This window comes from Inquilinus sp. NPDC058860 (assembly GCF_042743185.1).
Taxonomy (GTDB): domain Bacteria; phylum Pseudomonadota; class Alphaproteobacteria; order DSM-16000; family Inquilinaceae; genus Inquilinus.
Map to the genome: position 1 here is coordinate 29,650 of NZ_JBHYMS010000001.1, position 26,200 is coordinate 55,849.

Below are 26,200 nucleotides of genomic sequence, written 5' to 3' on the forward strand. Positions count from 1 at the left end.
TGACAATAAGAACAGGCGAGTGGGTCGAACTTGGGACTCTCCGCCATGATCTACGACATCCGTCACCTCTCGACCTACACCTACGAGACGCCGGTCAGCTTCGCCCGCTGCGTGCTGCGCCTCCTGCCCAGCGACCGGGCGGAACAGCGGGTGCTGTCGCGGTCGATCGAGGTGAAGCCGGTGCCGGCCGCGTCGGCGGTGCGGCGGAGCTTCTTCGGCAACGACGTGGTCGCGGTCACCATCGAGGCGGCGCATCGTGAGCTCAAGGTCGATGCGCGGTCGCGGGTCGAGGTGGCGCGCGACGCCGGCGACCTGCTGCGCCAGGCCAGCCGGCCCTGGGATGAGGTGCGGGAGCGCGCCTTCGCCGCCGCGACCCTGGCCCCCTCATCCCCCGCCCATCACCTGTATCCGAGCCGGCTGGTGCCGATCCTCGGCCCGCTGTCGGCCTACGCCCATGTCAGCTTCCCACCGGGCCGCCCGATCCTGGAGGCGGCCACCGAGCTGATGCAGCGGATCAAGGCCGACTTCACCTACGACCCGAAGGCGACGGCGGTCTCGACGCCGCTGATCGAGGCCTTCGAGACCCGCCGCGGCGTGTGCCAGGACTTTGCCCACATCATGATCGCCTGCCTGCGCGGCGTCGGCCTGCCCGCCGCCTATGTCAGCGGCTATCTGCGCACCCTGCCGCCACCCGGCAAGCCGCGGCTGGAGGGCGCCGACGCCACCCATGCCTGGGTGACGGCCTGGTGCGGCGAGGAGTTCGGCTGGCTCGGCTTCGACCCGACCAACGCGATGCTGGTGGAGAACGACCACATCGTGCTGGCGAACGGCCGGGACTACGCCGACGTGTCGCCGATCGATGGCGTCATCCTCGGCGCCGGATCGCAGGCGCTGAGCGTGAAGGTGGACGTCGTGCCGGTGGCCTGAGGCCCCGCGGCCCTACGGGTGCTCGGAGGTTTTGGTGAGATAGGGCGCGAGGTTGGCCGGCACCGGGATCACCGCGAGGGTCTTCAGCCGGGCGACGGCGCGGCGTTCCGCCGCCTGCAGATGCGTCTCCAGCACCGCCGCCGCGGCCGGCCAGGCCTCCTGCGCCAGGAGCTCCAGCACCAGGCGGTGCTCGGTCAGGATCGGCTGGTCGTCGGCGACGCCGAGCGAGCGGGTGAAGGCGTGGGTGGCCAAGAGCGGCAGCTGGTTGTGGCGCAGCGCGTCGGCCAGCCGGGCGTTCGGCGTCGCCAGCACGCAGCGGACATGCAGGTCCTCCTCGATCGCATCCATGGTCTCGGGCGGCGGCTTCGGGCCGGCCGCCTCGGCCCGGCGCAGCCGGTCCAGCATCGCCTCGACCTCGCCATGCGGCAGCGACGGCGCGGCGCTGACCAGGGCCGGCGGTTCCAGCAGCCGGCGCATCTCGTAGAGCTCGCGGATCGCGCGCGCCGTCAACGGCCCGGCGATCCAGTGCGAGCTGGCGTTCTTCTCGATCAGCCCGCGCTCCTGCAGCCGGCCCAGCACGTCGCGCACCACAGTGCGGCTGACGCCGAAATGGTCGGCCATCTCGGCCTCGACGATGCGATAGCGGCCGAACACCAGGCAGGAAGCGATCTGGCGCTCGGCGGTGGCGTAGATCCGCTCCCAGGAAGCACGGGACTGCTGCGCCTCGTCGATCTCCTCCGCCGCGTCCAGGCCGAAGCCGCGGATGTCGGCGCGCAGCGGCGCCACGCCGGCCGGTCCGACCAGGAAGCCGCGGCCCTCGAAGCGGTGGATCAGCCCGTCCGCCTCCAGCCGCGCCAGCGCCCGCTGCACCGGAGCGCGGCTGGTCTGGAAGATCTCGGCGATCGGGCCTTCCAGCAGCACCAGCCCGGCCGGCAGCCGCCCGGCGCCGATCGACGACCGCAGCGCACGCTCGACGATCTCGTAGAGCCGCGGCGGGGACGCGTTCGTCGCCGTGTCGGTCATGTCCTGCAGCAGCGTCCCGCCCGTCCCGGTGATCCTGGTCCTCTGATGGCCTCCGGAGCGCCCCGGCGCAAGAGCCCGCTGCCCATTGTGCGGGCAACGGCGCCGCAAAAATGGCTATCGCATACCCAGATGATCACACACGCTCGCAGAACCTGCCCGAAGCCTGGGCAGACGGGCTTTTCGAGGCCGATAGGAACCAAATCGCGCAACATGGCGAAGCTTTCGATCACCACAAAAAGACTATTGCATACCAAAATCATTTTTGACTAGGCTTCCCGAGCCTCGCATCGACATCCGCGCAGCGGCACACCGAACGACGCGGACGGGATGGCGGGGCTCAGGGCACGGCTTGGGAGATTCGGGGACGCATGACTCTGCTCCTGGAACTGAGCGGCATCGCCAAGGCCTATGGCGGCGCGCCGGCGTTGAGCGACCTGTCGCTGGCGATCGGCGCGGGCGAGTACCTGTCGATCCTGGGCCCCAGCGGCTCGGGCAAGTCGACCATGCTGCGGGTCGTCGCCGGCTTCGAGACGCCGGATGACGGCGACGTGCGGCTGGAGGGGCGCTCGATCCTGTCCACGCCGGCGCATGAGCGCGGCATCGGCTTCGTGTTCCAGGGCTTCGCCCTGTTCCCGCACATGACCGTCTTCGACAACGTCGCCTACGGCCTGCGCCACCGCAGCCGCGGGCCGGTGACGGACGAGGCGGAGGTGCGCCGCCGGGTCAGCGAGGCGCTGGAACTGCTGGGCCTGACCGGCCTGGCCGGCCGAGCCGTCAGCCAGATCTCCGGCGGCCAGAAGCAGCGCGTGGCCTTGGCCCGCACCCTGGTCACCGATCCGAAGATCGTGCTGCTGGACGAACCGCTGGGCGCGCTCGACGCCAATCTGCGCGAGCGGATGATGATCGAGCTGAAGCGCATCCAGGCCCAGCTCGGCGGCACCTTCCTGCATGTCACCGGCAACGAGCAGGAGGCGCTGGCGATGGGCCACCGCACCGCCGTGCTGGACCGCGGCCGGATCGCCGAGATCAGCCCGCCGCAGACGCTGTACAACCGGCCCGGCTCGGTCCGGGTCGCGCGCTTCCTGAACTGCTACAACATCTTCGAGGGCACGGTCGGCGACGGCGCCTTCCGCTTCGCCGAGGCCGCCCTGCCGCTGCCGGGCGAGGTCGCCGCGGGCGCCGCCGCCTACTGCATCCGCGCCGACAAGGTGACGGTGGCGGAGGAGACGGATCCGGCGGCGCCGGGCGAGGCCGCCCTGCCCGGCCGCTTCATCGCCAGCGAATATTCCGGCGCCCGGGTGACCTATCTGTTCGACGTCGCCGGCAGCCGGCCGGTCGAGGTCGAATACCATCTGAGCCACCGCCGGCCGGGGAGCTTCGACCCCGGACGCCGCTATGCGCTGCGCTGGCCGGCGGCGGACGCCCTCGTGTTCCGCGAGGGGCGGCGATGAGCGCCGGAGCGGAGATCATGACCGCACCGGCCCCGATCCCACGGCGGCGCACCGGGCAGCGGGTGGCGGCGCTGCTGGCGGCGCCGGGCGCCTTGTGGATGACCGCCTTCCTGATCGTCCCGATCGCGATGATGGTCTATGTCAGCTTCTGGACCCAGAAGACCTTCACCATCGAGCCGACGCTGACCCTGAAGAACTGGGCCACCTTCTTCGGCACCTCGACCTATCTGTCGGCGCTTTGGACCACGGTCCGGATCTGGCTGATCGTGCTGGCGACGACCCTGGCGCTGGGCTATCCGGTCGCGCTGTATATCGGCCTGTTCGTCCGCAACAAGACGGTCCAGACCATCCTGCTGGTGGTCTGCGTCGTGCCGTTCTGGACCTCGTTCCTGATCCGGGTGCTGGCTTGGCGCCCGATGCTGGGCACCGAGGGCGCGGTCAACATCCTCTTGATGAAGCTGGGCGTGGTGTCGGAGCCGGTGGCCGGCCTGCTGTTCACCGAGCTCAGCGTCGTCATCGGCATGACCCAGATCTACGTCGTGTTCATGGTCGGGCCGATCGCCTTCATGCTGTCGCGGATCGAGCCGAGCCTGATCGAGGCCGCGCGCGACCTGGGCGCCGGCACCGGCCGCATCTTCCGCACCGTGATTCTGCCCTTGAGCCTGCCCGGCGTGATCGTCGGCGCGATCTTCGTCTCGGTCATGGTGCTGGGCGAGTTCGCCACCGCCGCCGCCCTGTCCGGCCGCAAGGTCAACATGCTGGGCAACATCATCGTCACCCAGGTCGGCTCGCTGAAATGGGCCTTCGCCGCGGTGGTCGGGGTGATCCTCACCGTGGTGATGGGCATCGTCGTCGCCGGGCTGCTGCGCCTGGTCGACCTGCGGAAGGAGCTCTGAGGCCATGCAGGGGCAGCCGCTTCTCCGCACCGCGCTGATGGCGTTCACGGCGCTGTTCATCGTGTTCCTGTACGGCCCGCTGGCGGTGCTGGCGACGCTGAGCTTCCAGTCGGGGCCCGAGGGCGGGCCGCAATTCCCGATCATCGAATGGTCAACCTACTGGTACCAGCACCTGTTCGGCTGGGCGCCGCCGTCGCGCGTGGCGCCGCTGGCGATCGGCGACGCGCTGGTCCGGTCCCTGACCCTCGCCTTCATGACCATGGTGGTGGCCACGGTGCTGGGCACCCTGTCGGCCCAGGCCTTCCGGTCGCGCTTCCGCGGCTCCGGCATCGTCTTCTACCTGATCGTGCTGGGCATGATGGTGCCGGGGGTGCTGGTCGGGCTCGGCGTCGCCCTGGTGGCCAACGAGCTGGGCATCCCGCGGGCCTGGTGGGGGACGTCCTTCGTCACCCATGTGGTCTACACCTTCCCCTTCGCCTTCCTGGTCATGCTGGCGATCTTCAACCGCTTCGACCGGTCGATCGAGGAGGCGTCGTGGAGCCTGGGCGTCAGCCCGATCCGCACCTTCCGCAAGATCACCTTCCCGCTGATCTTCCCGGGCGTGCTGAGCGCGATGCTGTTCGCCTTCACCCTGAGCTACGACGAGTTCCCGCGCACCCTGTTCACCGCCGGCGGCGGCCAGACCCTGCCGCTGACGATCTACGGCACCTTCTCGGTCGAGATCCATCCGAACATCTTCGCCTTCGGGGTGCTGACCACCCTGTTCTCCTTCGCCCTGCTCGCCGTCTACGGGGTGCTGATGGCCCTGTCGGTCCGCCGGGCCAAGCGCATGGCGATCCAGGAGGAGCTGCGATGAGGCCGCTGGCCGACCACATCGCGATCGTCACCGGCGCCGCCAGCGGCATCGGCAAGGCGATCGCCGAGCGGCTGTCGGGCGCCGGGGCCGCAGTGCTGATCGCCGATTTGCACGCCGACCGGGCCGAGGCCGTCGCGGCGACCCTCCGCGCCGCCGGCGGCCGGGCCGAGGCGGTCGGAGCCGATGTCTCGGACGCCGATGTCGTGGAGCGCATCTTCGCCGCCGGTCGCGATGCGTTCGGCGACTGCACGCTGCTGGTCAACAATGCCGGCCATGTCCACCAGTCGCCTTTCGAGGCGCTGGCGGTGGCCGACTGGGACCGGATGATCGCGGTGCATCTGCGCGGCACCTTCCTGTGCTGCCGCGCCGCCCTGCCGGCGATGCTGGCGGCCGGCGACGGGGTGATCGTCAACATCGCCTCGCAGCTGGGCCAGATCGGCGGCGTCGACCTGGTGCATTACAGCGCCGCCAAGGCCGGGATCATCGGCCTGACCAAGGCGCTGGCGCGCGAGGTCAGCGCCCGCGGCGTGCGGGTCAATGCGGTGGCGCCCGGGCCGATCGAGACCGAGCTGGTGCGCGCCCTATCCGAGGAGTGGCGGGCGTCGAAGAAGGCGCAGCTGCCGCTCGGCCGCTTCGGCGCGCCGGAGGATGTGGCCGAGACCGTGGCCTTCCTCGCCTCCCCCGCCGCCGGGATCTATGTCGGCCAGACGCTGGGGCCCAATTCCGGCGACGTGATGCTGTAGGAGGAATGATGAGCCGCAAGGTTGCCCTGATCACGGGAGCCGGCATCGGCATCGGCCGGGCCACGGCCCTGGCCTTCGCCGGCGCCGGCCACCATGTGGTCGTGACCGATGTGCTGGAGGCCGATGGCCGCGCCACCGCCAAGGCGATCGGCGATGCCGGCGGCAGCGGCGAGTTCCAGCCGCTCGACGTCACCGACACCGAGCGGGTCAACGCCGTTGTCGCCGATGTCGAGGCGCGGCACGGCGCGCTGGACGCGCTGGTCGCCAATGCCGGCATCGCCCATCGCGTGCCGCTGTCGCAGATGACCGACGCGAAGTGGGACCACACCTTCGATGTCGACCTGAAGGGCATCTTCCGCGTCGTCCGCGCCGCCCTGCCCGGGATGCGCACCCGCGGCCAGGGCGCCATCGTCGCCCTGTCCTCGATCATGGGCGTGGCCTATGGCTGGGACGAGCACGTCCACTATTCCGCCGCCAAATCCGGCGTGGTCGGGCTGGTGCGCGGCCTGGCGGTGGAGCTGGCGCGCAGCGGCATCCGCGTCAACGGCATCGCCCCCGGCTACATCCGCACCGCCCAGGCCCTGTCGCGCGAGCATTCGCTGGGACCGGAGGGGCTGGAGAAGGCGGCTTCGTTCATCCCCATGGGCCGGGTCGGCGAGCCCGACGACATCGCCGACGTGGCGCTGTTCCTGGCCTCGCCGGCGGCCCGCTACATCACCGGCCAGACCATCGTCGTCGATGGCGGCCTGCTGGTCGGACGGTACTGACAAACGAATCTTGGCGGCCCCGCTGAGAAGGGCCGGTTTTCGGGTGGTTTTTCACGATAACGGGAGACTTCGCATGGCACAGTTTCCACGCCTGAGCCGCAGGCAGATCCTGCAGGGCACGATCGGCGCCACCGCCCTGGCGATGGGCGGCGGCACGCCCTTCCTGAACTCGCGCCGCGCCTATGCCCAGGCCGGCGCCCTGGCCAAGGAGCAGCTGCGCACCATCGGCCTGTCGGTCACGGTGCAGGATCGCATCCTGGCCGATTTCCAGAAGGCGTCGGGCGTCGGCAGCACCCAGGGCACGGCGGCGACCTTCCCCGACGCCCAGACCAAGATCCTGTCCGGCGCCACCGATTACGACTGCTGGGAAGTGATCGGCGAGCGGCTGCCCTCGGTGGTGCAGACGAACAACGTCACCGCCATCCCCGCCTCGGGCCTCAAGAACTGGGCCAACATCCGCGACACCTTCACCAAGCCGGACCCGAAATGGCCGCGCGGCGCCCAGATCGTCGGCCAGATCTGGAAGGACGAGGCGCAGACCGAGCTGTGGATGGTGCCGGCGGTCTACAACTACGATTCGATCGGCTTCAACCCGTCGGTGCTGTCCGACGAGGAGGCCAACACCTGGACCGCGATCTTCGACCCGAAGTTCAAGGGCCGGTCCGGGCTGAACACCGACCCGCTGATCGCGCTGGGCCAGGCCATCCTGGCGATGAACTCGCTCGGCCTGTCGCAGGTCGCCAATCCCGGCAACCCGAGCCAGGCCGAGATCGACGAGGCGATGAAGTTCCTGGTGTCGAAGAAGAAGGAAGGGCAGTTCCGCGCTCTGTGGGGCGATTTCGGCGAGCTGGTGAACCTGATGGCGTCGGGCGAGATGGTGGTGTGCGACGCCTGGCAGCCGGCGGTGATGGCGGTGAAGGCCCAGGGCAAGCCGTGCCGCTACGCCGTGCCGAAGGAGGGCTACCGCGCCTGGGCCATCGGCGTGTCGCTGATCGCCAGCTCACCGAACCAGGCGGCGGTGACGGCCTATGCCGATTACTGGCTGTCCGGCCCGCCGGCGATCACGGTGTCGGAGCAGGGCTACTACTCCCCCACCACCAACATAAAGTCAGTGATGGCGCCGGAGAAATACGGCTTCTGGTACGAGGGCAAGCCCTGGGTCGGCGCGCCCGACCGCGGCATCAAGGAGGGCGACCTGCGCGACGGCGGCTCGCTGGCCACCCGCGCCGCCCATGTCGCCTACTGGCACCAGTGGCCGGACGAGTACGACTACGTCACCCAGAAATGGGACGAGTTCCTGAGCGCGTGACATCGAGACCGACGACGCTATGAGAACCGTCATTGCGAGGAGGCGAAGCCGACGAAGCAATCCAGGGGCCGGTGCGAGCGGCCCTGGATTGCTTCGCTGCGCTCGCAATGACGAGTTTTTCATAGGCTCGCTGGCACTGGACCGAAGGGACGCATTGTGACTCCTGATCTCGAGCTCGCCGGCGTCGGCAAGACCTATCCGGACGGCACGCCGGCGGTGATCGATTTCGACCTGCGCGCGGCGAAGGGGGAGTTCATCTCCTTCGTCGGCCCCTCGGGCTGCGGCAAGACCACGACGCTTCGGATGATCGCCGGCTTCGAGGACATCAGCGCCGGCGACGTCCTGGTGCGCGGGCGGCGGATCAACGATCTGCCGCCCGAACGCCGCCCGACCTCGACCATCTTCCAGAACTTCGCCCTGTTCCCGCACATGACCGTGCGCCAGAACATCGAATACGGCCTCCGGGTGAAGGGCCTGCCGGCGGCGGAGCGACGGGCCAAGGCCGACCGGATGATGCAGGTGCTGGACCTGACGGACATCACCGACCGCCGCAGCGGCGGCCTGTCCGGCGGCCAGCGCCAGCGCACCGCCCTGGCCCGCGGCTTGGTGGTCGAGCCCGACATCCTGCTGCTGGACGAGCCGCTGGGCGCGCTCGACGCCAATCTGCGCAAGTCGATCCAGGCCGAGCTGAAACTGCTGCAGCGCAACATCGGCATCACCTTCGTCTTCGTCACCCATGCCCAGTCCGAGGCGCTGGCGCTGTCGGACCGCATCGTGGTGATGAACCGCGGCCGGGTGGAGCAGATCAGCCCGCCGGAGGAGATCTACCGCCGGCCGCAGACCGAGTTCGTGGCCCGCTTCATCGGCCGCAACACCGTGCTGGCGGGCCGGCTGGAGGCGCGCGACGGCGCCGTGGCCCGGGTGGTGACCGGCTTCGGTCCGCTGCACGGCACGCTGAACGACCCGACGCTGAAGGTCGGGGACGCCGCCGCGGTGGTGGTGCCGTCCGAGGCGATCGACGTGGTCGGCGCCGCCCAGGGCGCGGCGCTGGCGGGGCGCGGCGACACCCTGCCCGGCCGGCTGATCGGCCAGGCCGTCACCGGCCATGCGCTGCACCTGACCATCGGTCTGTCGGACGGGCGCGAGATCGGGGTCGAGAGCCATGTCGACAAATACGCCGCCGGCTGGTCGGGCGAGGAGGTCGTGCTCGGCTGGCAGCCCGGCGAGGCGACCGTGATCCGGGCGGCCGCGTGACGGCGCAGCCCAGCAAGAGGAGGAATTCCTGATGGCGAAAGAGATCCTGTGCGGCTTCGGCGTCGATGTCGACGCGGTGGCCGGGTGGCTCGGCTCGTACGGTGGCGAGGATTCGCCGGACGACATCTCGCGCGGCCTGTTCTCCGGCGAGGTCGGCAGCCCGCGCCTGCTGAAGCTGTTCGACAGGCTGGGGATCAAGACCACCTGGTTCATCCCCGGCCATTCGATCGAGACCTTTCCGGAGCAGATGAAGGCGGTGGCCGAGGCCGGGCACGAGATCGGCATCCATGGCTACAGCCACGAGAACCCGATCGCCATGACCCCGGCGCAGGAGGAGGAGGTCCTCGACAAGTGCATCGAGCTGGTGACCAAGCTGTCCGGCCGCCGGCCGACCGGCTATGTCGCGCCGTGGTGGGAGTTCAGCCAGGTCAGCAACGAGCTCTTGCTGAAGAAGGGCATCAAGTACGACCACTCGCTGATGCACAAGGACTTCGAGCCCTATTATGTCCGCGTCGGCGACAGCTGGACCAAGATCGACTTCGCCAAGAAGCCGAGCGAATGGATGGTGCCGCTGAAGCGCGGCGTCGAGACCGACCTGATCGAGATCCCGGCCAGCTGGTACCTCGACGACCTGCCGCCGATGATGTTCATCAAGAAGTCGCCGAACAGCCACGGCTTCGTCAATCCGCGGCACATCGAGGAGATGTGGCGCGACCAGTTCGACTGGGTCTACCGTGAGTACGACTACGCCGTGTTCCCGATCACCATCCACCCGGACGTCGCCGGGCGGCCCCAGGTGCTGCTGATGCTGGAGCGGCTGTACAACCACATGATCCGCCACCCCGGCGTGCGCTTCGTCACCATGGACGAGATGGCCGACGACTTCGCCAAAAGGTCGCCACGGAAGAAGTAACCAGGAGAATTTCCCTCTATTGTCATTGCCGGGCTTGACCCGGCAATCCAGAGGGTGTCGAGACCTTCTGGATGCCCGGGTCAAGCCCGGGCATGACAGCCTTGGGATTGGGCGTTCTGTCGACCATGAGGAGCAAGTCACCATGTGCGGCGTGTGCGGCGTGCTCGGCGGCGAGGAGCACTGGACGGCGGAAGCCGGGCGGCCGGAGGTGTTCGGCGCCGGCCGCACCCGCCGGGCCGAGCGGCTGCACCGCGCCGCCACGGCGAACCGGATCCTCACCCTGTTCGGGCTGCGGCTGGACGACTGGCAGGGCACCGCCTTCGTCCTGAGCGGCCCGACCGGCAAGCGCGAGATCGTCGACGCGCTGCCGGCGGTGTGGGAGGCGGCGTCGCGCCTGCTGGGCCGCAGGATCGACCCGCTCGACCCTGCCCTCCTCGACCGCATCGCGGGGAACGGGCGATGACCCCCGTCAACGTCCTGACCGGCTTTCTGGGCAGCGGCAAGACCACGCTGCTGCGCCACATCCTGGCCGACCCGGCCTTCGCCGGCTGCGCCGTGCTGATCAACGAGTTCGGCGAGGTCGGCCTCGACCACCACCTGCTGCAGGCGGTGGACGAGGATGTGGTGCTGATGCAGAGCGGCTGCATCTGCTGCACCATCCGCGGCGATCTGGGCCGCGCCATCCGCGGCCTGTACGACCGGCGCGAGGCCGGCATCATCCCCGCCTTCGGCCGGCTGATCGTCGAGACCACCGGCCTGGCCGACCCGATCCCGGTGCTGGCGACGGTGATGAGCGAGCCGGTGATCCGCCACCATTTCCGCCTGGGCAACGTGATCGCCACGGTCGATGCGGTGAACGGCCTGGCGCAGCTGGACCGCCAGCCCGAAGCGGCGAAGCAGGCGGCAGTGGCCGACCGCATCCTGGTGACCAAGACCGACCTGGCGGCGCCCGAGGCGGTGGCGGCGCTGGAGGCGCGGCTCCGGGCGATCAACCCGGCGGTGCCGCTGTGGCGCTCCGCCAACGCCCCGCCGCCGGCGGAGGAACTGGTCGGAAGCGACGCCTTCGACCCCGCCACCAAGCCGGCCGAGATCCGCCGCTGGTTCGACCTGGCGCGCGAAACGGACGCCGGCCACCACCACGGGCACGACGTCAACCGCCACGGCCCGGACATCGGCGCCTTCGTGCTGGAGGTCGAGGACCGGGTCGACTGGACCGTGTTCGGCCTGTGGCTGACTTTGCTGCTGCACAGCCGCGGCGACGACGTGCTGCGGGTCAAGGGGCTGCTGCGCGTCGCCGGGGTCGACACGCCGGTGGTGGTCCAGGGGGCGCAGCACATCGTGCATGCGCCGAGCCATCTCGATGCTTGGCCGGACGCGGACCGGCGGTCGCGGCTGGTGTTCATCACCCGCGGCATCGGCCGGGCCGGGATCGAGCGCTCCTTCGCCGCCTTCCAGGCCGCCTTCGCCGAGACCGCCCCCGTCGTCGCATGACCCGCGAAAACGGCCCTTCCGCCGCACTGGTCAGCCGCCGGCAAATCCGCTTCTAATACGACTTCGCCCGGGGGACGGACCATGGCCGCGGACGCAGCCGACATCCTGTTGAGCAAGCCGGCGGTGCACACCGAGGGCCGGCCGCATCTGCGCGTGCTCGGCACCGAGATCACGCTGCTGGACAGCATCCGCGAACGGGCCGAGGCCGATCTGGGCATCACCGTCAGCTACGAGACGCTGGATTTCCTGGGCGCGCAGCAGAAGGCGGCGACCCAGCCCGGCGCCTTCGACATCTACGACCAGTGCTTCCACAACCTCGACATCGTCTGGTTCTGGAAGGCGATCCAGCCGATCGACACCGGCCGGATCCAGCACTGGGGCGAGGTCAACGACCTGACCAAGACCGGGCGCCTCAGCGCCGACGCCATGATCGGCCGCGGCGACGCGCCGGTGAAGAAGCTGTATGTCCAGCCCGACCGGTCGCTCGGGGCCCAGCCGTCGCGCCACATCAGCATGCTGCCGGCGGTGCACAATGTCGACGCCTTCGCCTACGACCCCACCGTGGTGCCGCCGGGCGTGGCCTATGAGACCGAGAGCTGGGGCTGGCTGCTGGACGAGCGCTGGCGCGGCCGGGTCGCCCTGGTCGACGAGCCGGCGATCGGCGTGTTCGACGCGGCGCTGGCGGCGCAGGCCCGCGGCGAGGCCAGCTTCGCCGATATCGGCAACATGACGCTGGCGGAGATCGACCGGCTGATCGACCTGCTGGTCGCACGCAAGCGGCAGGGCCATTTCTGCGGCTTCTGGCAGACCATGGCCGACGCCAAGCGGCTGATGGTCGACCACCGCGCGGCGATCCAGAGCAGCTGGGCGCCGGCCGCGGTCGCCCTGTCCGGCCTGGGCGTGCCGGTGCGCGAGGCGGCGCCGCGCGAGGGCTATCGCGCCTGGCATGGCGGCCTGTGCATCGCCGCGCCCCTGTCCGGCCGGGCGCTGGACGTGGCCTACGCCTATCTGAACTGGTGGCTGTCCGGCTGGCCCGGCGCGGTGATGGCCCGGCAGGGCTATTACATGTCGATCCCGAAGCGGGTGCGCCCGTTCCTGGACCCGGCGGAGTGGGACTACTGGTACGAAGGCAAGCCGGCGGCCAAGGACCTGGAAGGCACCGACGGCCGGGTGGCGGTGAAGGCCGGCGCGGTGCGCTCCGGCGGCTCCTACTGGCGCCGCGCCAGCCGCATCGCCGTGTGGAACACGGTGATGGACGAGCACAATTACCTCGCCCGCCGCTGGTCGGAGCTGACGGCGGGGTGAAGCTGGCGACGTCGTCGGAGCCCTTCCCGGGGCGACGGGTCAGCCGCCTTGCGGCCCAAGAGGGAATGTGATCGCGGTGGCGGACGCTCTCCATAGAGGCCGCCCGGCGGCCTATTCCCGCGGCAGCGTCAGCCGCGCCGTCAGGCCGTTCGGCCGCCGGTTGATCAGCTCCAGGCCTCCGGAATGCGCCTGCACGATCTCCTTCACGATCGACAGGCCGAGGCCGACGCTGCCCGCACGGCCGGACCGGGTCGGATCGAGCCGGACGAAGGGCTCGATCACATCCTGCAGGTGCTGGCCGGGAATGCCGGGGCCGTCGTCCGTCACCTCGATCACGATCGTGCCGTCATGCCGGACGGCCGCGCCGACCGTCACCTCCTTGCCGAAATGAGAGCCGTTCTCGATCAGGTTGGTCACCGCCCGGGTGATGGCGTTCGGCCGGCAGAAGGCCTGGATCTGCCGTGGGCCGTCATAGCGTATGGCGACGCCGCCCTCCTCGAACTCGTCGCAGAGGGTCGACAGCAGCGCTCCGAGATCGAGCCACTCCTTCTCCTCCCGCTCGAAATTGCCGCTCAGGAAGGCCAGTGCGGAGGTGACCATCGATTGCATCAGGTCGACATCCCGGATCAGCTTGCCGCGCGCGATCTCCGCCCGCCCGGTTTGGAGCTGCAGCCGCATCCGGGTCAGCGGCGTACGCAGGTCGTGGCTGATCGCCGCCAGCATGCGCGTGCGATCCCGGATCGAGCGGGCGATCCGCTCCTGCATCAGATTGAAGGCGCGGGTCGCCAGCCTGATCTCGTGGGGCCCTTCCTCGCGAATCGGCGCGACAGCGATCTCGCCGCAGAAGCTGTCGGCCTTCTCCGCCAGGCGGCGGAGCGGGCCGATCACCCGCGACAGGGCCCAGGCCGACATCGACGCGACGGCGACGCTGAGGAACAGCAGGGTGCCGATGAAGGGCAAGGTGACCGGCGAGAACCGCGGGGGAGGCCGCGGCGAGACGCTCTCGGTCCGGATCTCCAGGATCTGATCGTCGATCACGGCCAGGACCTGGATGCCCTCGGACCGGTCGGTTCCGGCGACATCGCAGGAGTGCACCATCGTGTCGGCCATGAGGCTGCGAAGCTCGGCATCCAGCACCGCCCGCATGCCCTTCGCCTCGAGCCGGAGTCCGGTGCAAGGAACCACGGCGGGGGTCAGCCGGACCGACAGGCCGCGCTCCGTCGCCGCGGCGGCGATCAACGCCCGGTCCGCCCGGGGAACAGCGTGGATGCTTTCGATCAAGGCGGCGATCCGGAACGCGTCCGGCCATGGCCATGGCGGCGGCGGCGGGACGGGCGGATCGTGCGTCAGCAGCAGGGCCAGGAACAGCAGGAAGGTCAGCGCCGACGCCCCCGCATTGATCGCGAGGATCTGGCCGAGCATCGTGCCGATCAGGCGCCGGATCATTCGGCCAGGACGCGCGGCTGGAAGACGTACCCATCCGATCGCACGGTCCGGATGATCTCCGCGGCGAGATCGTCATTGGCGAGCTTGCGTCGCAGCCGGCTCACCAGGATATCGACGGACCTGACGGCGATGGCGAATCCTTCGCCGCGGGTCAGGTTGATCAGCGTGTCGCGCGACAGCACCTTGCGCGGGTGCTGGCAGAAGGCGAGCAGCAGATCCGCCTCGGCCCCCGTCAGCGGGACGCGCAGCCCGGCCGGCGACCGCAGGAAGCGCCGCTGCGGGAAGAAGGCGAAGCCGGAGAATCGGTACACCGCTTCCGCCTGGCGCGGCCGCCCCTGCGCCGGGAACGGTCGGCGCAGCACCGCCCGGATGCGGGCGAGAAGCTCGCGCAGATCGAACGGCTTGCAGATGTAGTCGTCGGCGCCGAGTTCCAGCCCGACAACGCGATCGGTCGGCTCGGACAGGGCGGTCAGCATGATGATGCGGGGTCCGTTCGCGGCGGACAACCGACGGCACAGCGCGAGTCCATCCTCGCCCGGCAGCATCAGGTCAAGCAGGACGAGGTCGATTTGGCCGCCTGCCAGCACCGCGGCTGCATCTTCGGCGCTCGCGATCGCGGTCGTCGCAAGACCATTGGTCTTCAGGAAGCGCTCGAGCGGATCTCTGATTTCCGCATCATCTTCAACAATCAATATATGAGCCAAAGCCATTCCGCTTTCCTCTGAATCTTCCTCCCCCTCTATGATTTAATACTAATATTTAATTTTCTAGAAACAGAAAACTCTAGTTCTACTCTCTTCGACCCGAATTGACCGCCTGTATAGCATGAAATATCTCCTTTAATGTCAAATTTTTATAGGAATTTATACACCCACAAAATTCTAAATCTCCGAAACCCATTGAATCGTATCTTGTTCATATCAGGTTATGGCCAAAATCTAGAAACTCTATATCAACATTTAAATAAATTTCTGTTCGACGCCATCGCGGCTCCATCATAAAATCCAACATATGGATCAGCGAATAGATCGTCGGAGAAATACTCCGCTATTCCCGATACATGCCAAGAACTACTTCAGATAAGGAGGAGGGAAACGCCCCTTCCTTTTCGTACCCTTCGCATTTTTGTGCTGCGGCCCAGATCAGATGCGGGCCAATACGTCCACTTCACTCCACTTTTGGTTGCTGAATAGACGGATCCACAACAGCTGCGTTGGGCAGAGCCCGGCTGCATGCCCGCGAATCGTCGCGGACAAGCGGCGCCTGCACTGGAGGGGTGATGACAACCTTTCTGATCATCTGGGCCATCGTCGGTCCTTCCCTTGGCCTGCTGGCCGGCACCCTGCTTCGGCCGCCCTGAAGCGGCCGCCGTCGCCCGCGTCGCGCAGCCGGATCTGCGAGATCGGGTCGCGGAGCGCTCGTCTCGATGAAACCTCCGCCACGTCCAGGCGAGATCCACCGGAATCCCGAGCCATGCCGGAATTCGTCCCTCCATTCCCGCCGCGTCCGAAGACATCGCCATCGATCCTTGAGCTGTTGCGGCTGAGGACGCTCGATTTCTTGAGCATCTGGGAAGAGAAAGCATTCGAATACCAGACGATGTCCATGCAGCTGCTGGCACGGCAGATCTTCATCTGCAACAGCCCGGATTCGGTCCACCACGCCTTCGTGGCCCGGGCCGAGAACTTCCAGCGCAAGAGCCCGCAGATGCGCAACGCCCTGTCCCCGCTCCTGGGCGACGGGCTCTTCGTCAGCGACGGCGAGACCTGGCGGCGCCGGCGCCGCATGATCGCACCGGTCCTGCACAGCGGACGCCTCGGGCAGTTCGCCTCGATCATGGTGGAGGCCGCCGCCGAGCTCGGCGGCCAGTGGGCGGCGCTGCCCCCGGGTGCGACCGTCGACGCGCTCAAGGCGATGGCCCAGCTGACGGCGGAGATCATCGGCCGGACGATCTTCGGCCGCACGCTCGGCGCCGACCGCACGCGGGAGGTGGTCGAGGCCTTCAGCGAGTACCAGAGGCATGCCGACCAGCGCGACCTCCTCTCCCTCCTCGGCCTGCCGCTGTCCGTCCCGCGCTGGCGCGGCGCCAAGACCACCCGGTCCGCGGCCAGTATCCACGCCATCCTGGATGAGGTGATCGCCGATCTTCGGGACGAGAACGACGCAGGCTCGGTGGTCCGAATGCTGATGCGGGAAGATCGGGGCGGAGCCCTCGATGCCACGGCGCTGCGCAACGAGGCGGCGGTGCTGTTCATGGCCGGGCACGAGACCACGGCCAACTGCCTGGCCTGGGCCTGGTATCTGCTGTCCCAGGCGCCGGAGGTGGAGGACCGCCTGCACCGGGAGCTCGACACCGTGCTCGGCGGGCGGCCGCCCGCCCTCGCCGACGTGCCGCGCCTGGTCTACACCCGTGCGATCATCGAGGAGACCCTGCGGCTCTATCCGCCGGTGCCGCTGCTGGCGCGGGAGGCGGCGCGCGAGGACACCATCCGCGGCCGCCGGGTGAAGGCCGGCGCCCTTGTCATCGTCGTGCCCTGGCTGCTGCACCGGCATCGCCTGTTCTGGCGCGAGCCCGATCATTTCAGGCCCGAGCGCTTCCTGCCCGGACACCCGGACGCCCCCCTGAAATACAGCTACGTGCCGTTCAGCGTCGGGCCGCGGACCTGCGCGGGCCTGTCCTTCGGCCTGACCGAAGCGATCGTCTGCCTCGCCACCCTGACCCGCATGGTGCGGCTGCGGCTGGCGCCCGGCGCCGTGGTCGAGCCGGTGTGCCACCTGACGCTGCGTCCGGGCGACCGCCTGCCGATGACCGTGTCGGCCCGGAACGCCCGCCCGGCCGTGGAGGCCGCCGCCGCCGCGGCGACGATGCCGCGCTGCCCGGTCGCCCATGGTTGAGGCGCCGCCCCCGCTCTCCGCCGTCTGGGGCGGGGCCGACGCCCGCGCGGCGTGGCGGCGCTACTGGCTGCGCGACACGATCTCCGGCCTGTCCGACACCGCCCTGCATTGCGCCCTGAGGGCGCTGCCGGTCGGGTCGTGCTCGGTGCTCGGCTGGTGGCTGGGCCAGCGGTTCGGCACTCGCCATCGCACCTGGCAGACGCGGGCCCTGCACAACCTCCGGCGGCTGCGGCCGGATCTGGACGACGCCGCGGCCGCCCGCGCGATCCGCCGGATGTGGGGCCATATCGGCAGCACCATGGCGGAGTTCTCCGTCCTGCCGCGGATCTGGGGCTCCGACCGCGTCGCCGTCGAAGGGCTCGGCCATCTGGAGGCGGCGCGGGCGACGGGACGGCCGCGGATCGCCGCCGCCCTGCATCTCGGCAACTGGGAGATCGTCGGCCCGACCCTCCTGGCGCTCGGCGAGAATGGCCTCGACGTCTACCAGCCGCCGCGCAACCGCTTCGAGCGCCGCATCGCCGACCGCGTGCGCCGCCGCTTCGCCGACCATCTGCTGCCCCCCGGGCGGGACACGGCACGGCGCCTGTATCGGGCTCTGGCCGAAGAGAAGCGCGGCGTCGTGCTCTACGTCGACGAGTTCCAGGACCGGCGCGTCCACGCGCCTTTCTTCGGGCGGCCGCTGCGGCTCGACGGCAATCTCGCGCGCGTCGTGCGCCTGGCGCTGATGGCCGACGCCGTCGTCATCCCGGCCTATTGCCTGCGCGAGGGGCACGGCCGGTTCTGCGTGCACATCCTGCCGCCGGTCCGGCTCGGCCCGCGGACCGACCGGTCGGCCATCGCCCAGGGCGTGGCGCAGCTGGATTCGATCATCGCCGCGGTCGTCCGCCGCCACATCGAGCAGTGGTTCATGCTGCACGACCTGGTGCTGGACGAGACGTGACCGGCCATGCGCAACGGCCGGAAGGAGGAACGCCAATGACTGCAGCCGAGACGCTGGACGGGAGCGCGTGCCGTTCGGATGCGGCGAACGACGACGCCCCCGTTCCCGAGTCCTGGGAAGGCCGCGTGGCCGGATTGAAGCAGAGGATCATGGCGCGGATCACCTGCGGCATCGAGCGGGCCGCGGGTCGCTTGCCGCCGGTCCCGCACGGGCGGCGGCGCCCATCGCCGCAAAGGATCGACCGGCCGACCGGCCGGCAGCGCGAGGCAATCGTCCAACCCACAGGTGAGGTCTTGATCGTGACATCGAGCTACAGGTTCCGCGCCCTCGACGGGCTTTCTCCGGAAGAGCTGGACGGCCACCTGCCCTTCGGCCCGGCCCGCACCGACCCGGCGGGACGATCCGGGAGCCTCGACGATCCCGACGTCCGCGAGTCGGCCAGACCGGCACCCGCGACCCTCGGGGCAGGCGCCGCCACGCTGTCGGCGAGCCGCCCGGCATCCCATGAGTTCGCGACCGCGACGGCGGGACCGAGCGAGGGCCTGGCGGGGTGGACGGTCGAGATCGTCCTGGCCTATCTGGCCAAGAACACCATCGACCCCATCGATCTGCCCAGGCTGGTTTCCGACCTGAACAAGACCCTCTGGCAGATTTCCGAGAAGGATGTCCCGTCGAAGGACGGAAGCCGGCCGGCAGTTCCGATCGCCAAATCGGTGACGCCCGACTACATCATCTGCCTGGAGGACGGCCGGCGCTTCAAATCCATGAAGAGGCACCTGAAGGCGACCTACAACCTCACGCCGGAGGAATACAGGGACAAGTGGGGTTTGCCGGAAAGCTATCCGATGATCGCGCCCAACTATGCCCGGCAGTGTTCCGAGCGGGCCAAGGTCCAGAAGCTCGGGAAGAGGCGGTCGGGCACTTGAACGAAGATGGCGGTGAGCCCTGGCCCCGGGCGCCTCGGGTCAGCCGCCCGCCGCCGCACGGAACGCCAGCCCGAGATGGTCGCGGAAGGCGCGCACCGCCGGGGTCATCGCCAGGTCGCGCTTCCAGGCCAGGCCGGCATCCATGGTCGGCACCGGCTCGGCCAAAGCGCGCTTCTCGATCCGCTGCCCGTCCAGCGACCAGGGCCGGTAGACCATGTCGGACAGGATCGTCACCCCCATCCCGGCCGCGACCATCGAGCGGACCGCCTCGACCGAGGAGGTCTGGAAGATCACGTTCGGCTGGTGCGGCGTGCGGTCCCAGTAGCGCTTGGCGGTGAAGGCGGCCTCGTCCACCGTCAGCATGACGTAGGGTTCGCGCGCCACATCGGCCAGCGACACCCGCTCGGCCTTCTGCAGCGGATGGTCGACCGGCAGCCAGAGATGGCGGGCGGAGCGGAACAGCGTCTCCGCCGCGATCTGGTCGGTGTTCTCCAGGTTCGAGGTCAGCATCACCGCGAGGTCCAGCTCGTCGCGCACCAGCCCGTCCTCAATCGCGGTGCGGTGCGCCTCGCGCAGCTCGACCGTCACCTGCGGATAGGCGCGGCGGAACCGGGCCAGGTAGGGCGGCAGGAAATAGCCGGCCACGGTGTAGGTGACGCCGACCCGCACACGCCCCTCGACCGGCACGGCGTCGCCGGAGACGCGCATCGCCTCGGCCACCGCCGCCGCGATCGCCCGGGCCTGCGGCAGGAAGCGCCCGCCCTCATGGGTCAGCGACACGCCGCTGGCGTGGCGGAACAGGAGACGGGTGCCGAGCAGGTCCTCGAGCTGCCGGATCGCCGCCGTGACCGCCGATTGCGACACGTTCAGCTCCACCGCCGCCTGGCTGATCTGGCCGAGCTCCGCCGCGGCGATGAAGTAGCGGACCTGGCGGAAGGAGAACCCCAACCGGCACCTGCAACCCGAGGTCGAGCGATATCGGAAAATCAGATATCGGTCTGAAGAAGATACTATTTCACAGGGGCGCGGCGCAGCGCAATGATGGGTCCGACAACCGGCCCGGACCCGAACGGCATCGCCCTTCGGCCAAGCGGCCGGATCCAGACAGAGAGGCCGCCATGCGCGCTCCGCGCCCCGGCACCGCCGTGCCCGCCCTGGTTTGAAAGGCTCCGACGCATGACCGAGATCAACTGCGACATGGGCGAGGGCTTCGGCCTGTACCGGATCGCTGACGACGACGCGCTGATGCCGCTGATCTCGGTCGCCAACGTCGCCTGCGGCTTCCATGCCTCGGACTTCAACCACATGCGCCGCACGGTGCAGCTGGCCAGCAGGCACGGGGTGCGGGTCGGCGCCCACCCGTCGCTGCCGGACCTGCAGGGCTTCGGCCGGCGCGAGATGAAGATCGGCCGCGACGAGCTGGCCAACTGCATCATCTACCAGATCGGCGCGCTGAAGGGGTTCCTGGACGCCGAGGGCATGCGCCTGAACCACATCAAGCCGCATGGCGCGCTGTACGGCATGGCGGCGCAGCAGGAGCCGATCGCGCACGCCATCTGCGACGCCGCCGACGTGTTCCGGGTGCCGATCCTGGGCATGGCCGGGACGCTGCACGAGACGGTGTATCAGAGCCGCGGCCACCGCATGGTGTCGGAGTTCTATGCCGATCTCGACTATGGCGACGACGGCCACCTGATCATCGTGCGGTCGCGCGGCAGCATCGACCCGAAGCGGGCGGCAGAGCGGTCGCTGCGGGCCCTGACCGAGGGCAAGGTGGCGTCCCAGGGCGGCAAGGACATCGCGGTGACGCCGGATTCGGTCTGCATCCATTCCGACACGCCGAACGCGGTCGAGGTGGCGCGCGCCGTGCGCGACGCCATCGGCCCTTTTCTGCGCGCGGCATAAGGACCGGCTGGTGAAGACGCTCCTGATCGCCAATCGCGGCGAGATCGCCTGCCGCATCATCCGCAGCGCCAAGGCCATGGGCCTGGCCACCGTCGCGGTGCATTCCGACGCCGATGCCCGCGCGCTGCATGTCGCGCTGGCGGACCGGGCGGTGCATATCGGCCCGTCCAAGCCGGCCGAGAGCTACCTGAAGATCGGCGCGATCCTCGACGCGGCCCGGACGGGCGGGGCCGATGCGGTCCATCCCGGCTACGGCTTCCTGGCCGAGAATGAGGGCTTCGCCCGGGCCGTGGCTGAGGCCGGCCTCACCTGGGTCGGGCCGACGCCGGACTCGATCGAGGCGATGGGCGACAAGGCCCGCGCCCGCACGCTGGCCGAGGCCGCCGGGGTGCCGGTGCTGCCCGGCAGCCGGCGCTTCGCCGAGGGCGAGCTGGAGGGCATCGAGGCGGCCGGCGACGCGGTCGGCTACCCGCTGCTGGTCAAGGCTTCGGCCGGGGGCGGCGGCATCGGCATGCGCGTGGTCGACGCTCCCGCCGACCTGCGCAAGGTGGCGGACTCGACCCAGGGCATGGCGGCGCGCAGCTTCGGCGACGGCGCATTGTTCCTGGAGCGCTATGTCCGCAACGCCCGGCATGTCGAGGTCCAGGTCTTCGGCTTCGGCGACGGACGGGCGATGCATCTGTTCGAGCGCGAATGCTCGGTGCAGCGCCGGTTCCAGAAGATCGTGGAGGAGAGCCCCTCCCCCGGCATCTCCGCCGCCACCCGCGCCCGGATGACGGCGGCGGCGACGGCCCTGGCCGAGGCTGTGCGCTATCGCGGCGCCGGCACCATGGAGTTCGTGGTCGACGCCGACAGCGAGGATTTCTTCTTCCTGGAGATGAACACCCGAATCCAGGTCGAGCATCCGGTGACCGAGGCGGTGACCGGCCTCGACCTGGTGGCGCTGCAGCTGCGCCTGGCCGCCGGCGAGGAGCTTTCCCTGCGGCAGGAGGACATCCGCCAGCAGGGCCACGCCATCGAATGCCGGCTCTATGCCGAGAATCCGGCCAAGATGTTCCTGCCGCAGCCCGGCACGCTGGCGCGCCTCGTTTTGCCAGAGGGGATGGCGGGCATCCGCGTCGACACCGGCGTGCGCCAGGGCGATGCGGTGACGCCGTTCTACGACCCGATGATCGCCAAGATCATCGCCCACGGCCCGGACCGCGCCGCCGCCATCGACCGGATGCTGGCGGCGCTGGAGCGGGTCGAGGTGGAGGGGCTGGTGGCCAATGCGCCGTTCCTGGCGCGCACGGTCGGCCACCCCGCCTTCCGCGAAGGCCGCACCACCACGAGCTTCGTCGACACCCACAAGGCCGCGCTGATCGGCTGACCAGGACAGGGCAGGCAGGGAGACAGGGATGATCTACGAGACGCCGGCATTCCGGCCCGGGGGCGACCGGTACATGCTGATCGAGTTCGGCAACGAGATGAATCTCGAGCTGAACTTCATGGCCCAGGGCCTGGCCACCGCCATCGCCGAGCAGAAGACCAGGGGCGTGATCGAGACCGCGCCCTGCTTCGCCTCGATGCTGATCCATTACGAGCCGGACGAGATCTCCTACGCCGACCTGTCGCGCGAGCTGGAGCGGCTGATCGCAGCCCTGGGCCCGTCCGACGACATCGAGCTGGAGAGCCGGATCTTCTACTTCCCGACGGTCTATCTCGACCCCTGGACGCGGGATTGCGTGCAGGACTACATCGCCAAGATCGTGCCGAAGCAGCCCGACCCGGAATTCGTGGCCGAGCTGAACGGCCTGTCGGACGTGGCCCAGTTTGTCCGCGTCCATTCCGGCACCGAATACTGGGTGGCGTCGCTGGGCTTCTGGCCCGGCCTGCCCTTCATGATGGCGCTGGACCCGCGCTGCAAGCTGACCGCGCCAAAATACAACCCGCCACGGACCTGGACGCCGAAGGGCACGGTCGGGATGGGCGGCGCCTCGACCGCGATCTACCCGGAGCGCCTGCCCGGCGGCTACCAGATCTTCGGCCGCATCCCGGTGCCGATCTGGGACCCGGAACAGCGCTTCGACGTGTTCGCGGAGTCGATCTGCCTGTTCCGCCCCGGCGACCGGGTGAAGTTCGTGCCCTGCACGGTCGAGGAGTTCGAGGAGGCGGAGCGGCGCGTCGCCGACGGCAGCTACGTCTACAATGTGGTCGAGTACCAGAAGTTCTCCGTCCGCCAGTACAAGCGCTGGGTCGGGTCGCTCGACCTCGCCCGCCGATTCTGAGGAGGCCCGCATGCTCGACGTGATCAAGCCGGGGCTCGAGACCTCGGTGCAGGACTGGCCGGGCCGGATCGGCTTCTGGAACCAGGGCTTCCCGCCCTCCGGCCCGATGGATTCCTGGTCCTTCCGCCTGGCCAATGTGCTGGTCGGCAACGCGCCCGGCGCGGCCGGCCTCGAATGCCAGTTCCTGGGCCCGACGCTGAGGTTCCAGAGGGACGGCGTGATCGCCGTGACCGGCGCCGACATGCAGGCGGCGCTGGACGGCGAGCCCTTGCCGATGTGGCAGTCGGTGGCGGTCAAGGCCGGCCAGACGCTGGCCATGGCCTTCGCCCGCACCGGCGCGCGCACCTACATCGCCTTGGCCGGCGGCATCGAGACCGAGCCCTGGCTGGGCGCCCGCGCCACCTTCCACAAGGCGGGCGTCGGCGGCATGGGCGGCCGGGCGATCAAGGAGGGCCAGTCGGTGCCGGCGGCCAAGGCCGCGGGAAAGCCCGGGCGCCGGGTGAAGGCGGAGGCGCGGCCGGACTTCGCCAGGGAGAAGCGCTGGACCGTCGAGGTGGTGGCCGGGCCGAACGACGACTGGATCGACGCCGCAGGGCATGAGCGCTTCCTGTCCGCCGACTGGAAGCTGTCGGCCAAGTCCGACCGCACCGGCTTCCGCCTGGACGGGCCGCAATGGAGCTTCACCGACAAGGCGACGGACAAGGCGCCGGAGCACGGGTCGCTGCCGTCCAACATCATCGACCAGGGCTACCCGCTGGGCGCCATCAACCTGGCCGGGCAGACGCCGATCATCCTGGTCAATGACGGCCCGTCGATGGGCGGCTTCATCAACCCCTACACCGTGCCGCAGGCCGCATTCTGGAAGCTGGGCCAGTCGCGGCCCGGCGAGATCTACAACTTCAAGGCGGTCTCGGTCGACGAGGCCCAGGCCATGGCCCGCCGGCTGCGCGAGCTGTGCGGCGAAGCCTCCATCGAAACCATCTGACGACAGGGAAGACCATGGCGACCGAAGTGAAGACCCAGACCGCGGGCAACATGTGGAAGGTGCTGGTCAAGCCCGGCGACGCGGTGGCGGCCGGCGACACGCTGTTCATCATGGAGGTGATGAAGATGGAGGTGCCGCACGAGGCGCCGGTGGCCGGCACCGTCACCGCTGTTGAGGTCGCCGAAGGGGCCGAGGGGCTGGATGCCGACCAGACCGTGGTGGTGATCGGCTGACCGCCCTATACGCGGGTATAATCCCCTAGTCCCCGCGGTTGCGGCCTTAAACGTCAAGATGATGGTGCGGTCCGCGCAAAGGGCGTTTGCTTCCGGGGCATCGACGGCCGGGGCCGCGATGGCCGGGGCGGCGCCCTCTCGGGTTGCAACCGAAACCTCCGGCCCCGCCTCCCGGCCGCCGAGCCAGCGTGCCAATCGGCCTTGGCCGAAGGTGCGGGCGAGGCCCCGACGACCGTCCCGACCTCCACCTCGCAGCCTCCCGGGAAGACGATCGACGCGTGGATCAGATGACGCCGCCGCGTCGGCCCCTGCCCCGCGGCGTGCGGTCCGGCTCCTGAAAAGCCGGGACCACGAAGGACTGGAGGAACACATGACCCTGTTCACCCGCCGCGCCGCCCTCGGCACCATGGCCGCGGGCGGCCTCGCCGTCGCCGCCACCGGCGCGAACGCCCAGGGCGCCACCGTGCCGCAGCCGATGACCCCGGGCCGCGGCGGCACCGATCCCGGTCCGCGCGACCTGCTGCGCGACCAGGAGAATCCGAGCTTCCTGAACCCGCCGCGGACCGACAGCGGCACGTTCCAGAACCTGCGCTATTCGTTCTCCGACGCGCATGTGCGCCAGGAGGAGGGCGGCTGGACCCGTCAGGTCACGATCCGCGAGCTCAGCGTCTCCAAGACCATCGCGGGCGTGAACATGCGCCTGAACGCCGGCGGCACACGTGAGCTGCATTGGCACAAGCAGGCGGAATGGGCCTACATGCTCTATGGCGAGGCGCGGATCTCCGCCGTCGACGCCATGGGCAACAACTTCGTCGACGATGTCGGCGTCGGCGACCTCTGGTACTTCCCCTCGGGCATCCCGCATTCGATCCAGGGCCTGGGCAAGGACGGCTGCGAATTCCTGCTCGTCTTCGACGACGGTGAATTCGACGAGGATGGCACCTTCCTGCTGAGCGATTGGTTCAAGCATGTGCCGACCGACGTGCTGGGCAAGAATTTCGGTATCGATCCGAAATATTTCGGCCACACGCCGGACCCGCGCGAGCGCTACATCTTCAACCTGCCGGTCCCGGGCCCGCTGGCCGGCGACAAGATCGCCGGGGCCAAGCCGGTGCCGCAGACCTTCAGCCACCGGATGCTGGCGCAGGACCCGATCAAGACCAAGGGCGGCACCGTCCGCATCACCGACTCCTCGAACTTCAACGTGTCGAAGACCATCGCCGCGGCGCTGGTGGAGATCGAGCCCGGCGGCATGCGCGAGCTGCACTGGCACCCCAATGCCGACGAGTGGCAGTACTACATCGAGGGCCAGGCCCGCATGGGTGTGTTCGGCGCCGTCGGTTCCGCCCGCACCATCGACTTCACGGCCGGCGATGTCGGTTACGTGCCCTTCGCCATGGGCCACTACATCGAGAACACCGGCACCACGACGCTGCGCTTCCTCGAGATGTTCAAGAGCAGCTACTACGCCGACGTCTCGCTGAACCAGTGGCTGGCGCTGACCCCGCCGGAGCTGGTGCAGGGCCATCTCAACCTCGACAAGGCGGTGATGGACGCGCTGCGCAAGGACAAGACCCCGGTCGTCGCCGGCTGAGCCGGCGGCCCCGCCGCCAGGCCCCTGCGCCACCGGTGACAGGGGCTTGGCGGAGGACGGGCCCAGACTGCCGC

25 protein-coding genes are annotated in these 26,200 nt (G+C 69.4%); 21 read left to right on the forward strand and 4 right to left on the reverse strand.

Features of this window, described 5'->3' with window-relative positions; all coding sequences use genetic code 11:
• The first annotated feature begins 45 nt into the window (after positions 1-45).
• Positions 46-927, forward strand: coding sequence for a transglutaminase N-terminal domain-containing protein (locus ACFW16_RS00140; protein ID WP_380300609.1), 882 nt, complete (start codon positions 46-48; stop codon positions 925-927).
• A gap of 12 nt (positions 928-939) precedes the next feature.
• Here the strand turns inward: ACFW16_RS00140 and ACFW16_RS00145 are convergent, their stop codons facing one another.
• Complete coding sequence (locus ACFW16_RS00145; protein WP_380300610.1) at positions 940-1,950, reverse strand: GntR family transcriptional regulator; 1,011 nt, start codon at positions 1,948-1,950, stop codon at positions 940-942.
• A gap of 368 nt (positions 1,951-2,318) precedes the next feature.
• Here ACFW16_RS00145 and ACFW16_RS00150 point away from each other — a divergent pair, with 368 nt between their 5' ends.
• The 11 genes from ACFW16_RS00150 to ACFW16_RS00200 all read left to right on the forward strand — a co-directional run bounded on the left by ACFW16_RS00150 (position 2,319) and on the right by ACFW16_RS00200 (position 12,935).
• Positions 2,319-3,401, forward strand: a complete 1,083-nt coding sequence (locus tag ACFW16_RS00150; protein WP_380300611.1) for an ABC transporter ATP-binding protein — start codon at positions 2,319-2,321, stop codon at positions 3,399-3,401.
• Positions 3,402-3,418: 17 nt separating this feature from the next.
• Positions 3,419-4,297, forward strand: coding sequence for an ABC transporter permease (locus ACFW16_RS00155; RefSeq protein WP_380300613.1), 879 nt, complete (start codon positions 3,419-3,421; stop codon positions 4,295-4,297).
• 4 nt (positions 4,298-4,301) lie between these two features.
• Positions 4,302-5,153, forward strand: coding sequence for an ABC transporter permease (locus ACFW16_RS00160; RefSeq protein ID WP_380300615.1), 852 nt, complete (start codon positions 4,302-4,304; stop codon positions 5,151-5,153).
• Positions 5,150-5,896 carry an SDR family NAD(P)-dependent oxidoreductase gene (locus ACFW16_RS00165; RefSeq protein ID WP_380300617.1) on the forward strand — a complete coding sequence of 249 codons (747 nt, stop codon included), beginning with the start codon at positions 5,150-5,152 and terminating at the stop codon, positions 5,894-5,896. Before ACFW16_RS00160 ends, ACFW16_RS00165 begins: the two co-directional genes overlap by 4 nt.
• Positions 5,897-5,904: 8 nt before the next feature.
• Entirely contained in the window at positions 5,905-6,663 is a 759-nt protein-coding gene (locus ACFW16_RS00170; protein WP_380300619.1) for an SDR family NAD(P)-dependent oxidoreductase, read from the forward strand.
• 73 nt (positions 6,664-6,736) lie between these two features.
• On the forward strand, positions 6,737-7,972 hold the full coding sequence (locus tag ACFW16_RS00175; RefSeq protein ID WP_380300621.1) for a PotD/PotF family extracellular solute-binding protein: 1,236 nt from the start codon (positions 6,737-6,739) through the stop codon (positions 7,970-7,972).
• Between the two features lie 156 nt (positions 7,973-8,128).
• Positions 8,129-9,226, forward strand: coding sequence for an ABC transporter ATP-binding protein (locus ACFW16_RS00180; protein ID WP_380300623.1), 1,098 nt, complete (start codon positions 8,129-8,131; stop codon positions 9,224-9,226).
• 31 nt (positions 9,227-9,257) lie between these two features.
• Positions 9,258-10,139 (forward strand): polysaccharide deacetylase, encoded by an 882-nt coding sequence (locus ACFW16_RS00185; protein WP_380300625.1) that lies wholly within the window; start codon positions 9,258-9,260, stop codon positions 10,137-10,139.
• 142 nt (positions 10,140-10,281) lie between these two features.
• Positions 10,282-10,602, forward strand: coding sequence for a hypothetical protein (locus ACFW16_RS00190; RefSeq protein ID WP_380300627.1), 321 nt, complete (start codon positions 10,282-10,284; stop codon positions 10,600-10,602).
• Positions 10,599-11,630, forward strand: a complete 1,032-nt coding sequence (locus tag ACFW16_RS00195) for a CobW family GTP-binding protein (protein WP_380300629.1) — start codon at positions 10,599-10,601, stop codon at positions 11,628-11,630. The genes ACFW16_RS00190 and ACFW16_RS00195 overlap by 4 nt, the downstream gene beginning before the upstream one ends.
• 81 nt (positions 11,631-11,711) lie before the next feature.
• Positions 11,712-12,935 (forward strand): PotD/PotF family extracellular solute-binding protein, encoded by a 1,224-nt coding sequence (locus tag ACFW16_RS00200; protein WP_380300631.1) that lies wholly within the window; start codon positions 11,712-11,714, stop codon positions 12,933-12,935.
• A 111-nt stretch (positions 12,936-13,046) separates the two neighbouring features.
• Here ACFW16_RS00200 and ACFW16_RS00205 read toward each other — a convergent pair whose 3' ends face one another.
• Complete coding sequence (locus ACFW16_RS00205; protein WP_380300633.1) at positions 13,047-14,381, reverse strand: ATP-binding protein; 1,335 nt, start codon at positions 14,379-14,381, stop codon at positions 13,047-13,049.
• Positions 14,378-15,091, reverse strand: coding sequence for a response regulator (locus ACFW16_RS00210; protein ID WP_380300635.1), 714 nt, complete (start codon positions 15,089-15,091; stop codon positions 14,378-14,380). The genes ACFW16_RS00205 and ACFW16_RS00210 overlap by 4 nt, the downstream gene beginning before the upstream one ends.
• Before the next feature lie 763 nt (positions 15,092-15,854).
• On the opposite strand from ACFW16_RS00210, the gene ACFW16_RS00215 reads away from it, so the two are divergent.
• The 3 genes from ACFW16_RS00215 to ACFW16_RS00225 are packed head-to-tail and all read left to right on the forward strand — an operon-like array spanning position 15,855 to position 19,142.
• Positions 15,855-17,276 (forward strand): cytochrome P450, encoded by a 1,422-nt coding sequence (locus ACFW16_RS00215; RefSeq protein WP_380300637.1) that lies wholly within the window; start codon positions 15,855-15,857, stop codon positions 17,274-17,276.
• The gene (locus ACFW16_RS00220; protein WP_380300639.1) at positions 17,269-18,216 is read left to right on the forward strand and encodes a lysophospholipid acyltransferase family protein; all 948 of its coding nucleotides are present in this window, start codon (positions 17,269-17,271) and stop codon (positions 18,214-18,216) included. Before ACFW16_RS00215 ends, ACFW16_RS00220 begins: the two co-directional genes overlap by 8 nt.
• Before the next feature lie 35 nt (positions 18,217-18,251).
• Positions 18,252-19,142 (forward strand): MucR family transcriptional regulator, encoded by an 891-nt coding sequence (locus ACFW16_RS00225; protein WP_380300641.1) that lies wholly within the window; start codon positions 18,252-18,254, stop codon positions 19,140-19,142.
• Positions 19,143-19,181: 39 nt separating this feature from the next.
• Here the strand turns inward: ACFW16_RS00225 and ACFW16_RS00230 are convergent, their stop codons facing one another.
• On the reverse strand, positions 19,182-20,090 hold the full coding sequence (locus tag ACFW16_RS00230) for a LysR family transcriptional regulator (protein WP_380300643.1): 909 nt from the start codon (positions 20,088-20,090) through the stop codon (positions 19,182-19,184).
• A 228-nt stretch (positions 20,091-20,318) separates the two neighbouring features.
• Here ACFW16_RS00230 and ACFW16_RS00235 point away from each other — a divergent pair, with 228 nt between their 5' ends.
• The 6 genes from ACFW16_RS00235 (at position 20,319) to ACFW16_RS00260 (ending at position 26,126) form a co-directional block, all read left to right on the forward strand.
• Positions 20,319-21,047, forward strand: a complete 729-nt coding sequence (locus tag ACFW16_RS00235) for a LamB/YcsF family protein (protein ID WP_380300645.1) — start codon at positions 20,319-20,321, stop codon at positions 21,045-21,047.
• A gap of 10 nt (positions 21,048-21,057) precedes the next feature.
• On the forward strand, positions 21,058-22,416 hold the full coding sequence (locus ACFW16_RS00240; protein ID WP_380300647.1) for an acetyl/propionyl/methylcrotonyl-CoA carboxylase subunit alpha: 1,359 nt from the start codon (positions 21,058-21,060) through the stop codon (positions 22,414-22,416).
• Between the two features lie 28 nt (positions 22,417-22,444).
• The gene (locus ACFW16_RS00245) at positions 22,445-23,314 is read left to right on the forward strand and encodes an allophanate hydrolase subunit 1 (RefSeq protein ID WP_380300648.1); all 870 of its coding nucleotides are present in this window, start codon (positions 22,445-22,447) and stop codon (positions 23,312-23,314) included.
• A gap of 10 nt (positions 23,315-23,324) precedes the next feature.
• Positions 23,325-24,299, forward strand: coding sequence for a biotin-dependent carboxyltransferase family protein (locus ACFW16_RS00250; RefSeq protein WP_380300650.1), 975 nt, complete (start codon positions 23,325-23,327; stop codon positions 24,297-24,299).
• A gap of 14 nt (positions 24,300-24,313) precedes the next feature.
• Positions 24,314-24,532, forward strand: coding sequence for an acetyl-CoA carboxylase biotin carboxyl carrier protein subunit (locus ACFW16_RS00255; protein ID WP_380300652.1), 219 nt, complete (start codon positions 24,314-24,316; stop codon positions 24,530-24,532).
• A gap of 370 nt (positions 24,533-24,902) precedes the next feature.
• On the forward strand, positions 24,903-26,126 hold the full coding sequence (locus ACFW16_RS00260; protein ID WP_380300654.1) for an oxalate decarboxylase family bicupin: 1,224 nt from the start codon (positions 24,903-24,905) through the stop codon (positions 26,124-26,126).
• Positions 26,127-26,200 lie beyond the last annotated feature (74 nt).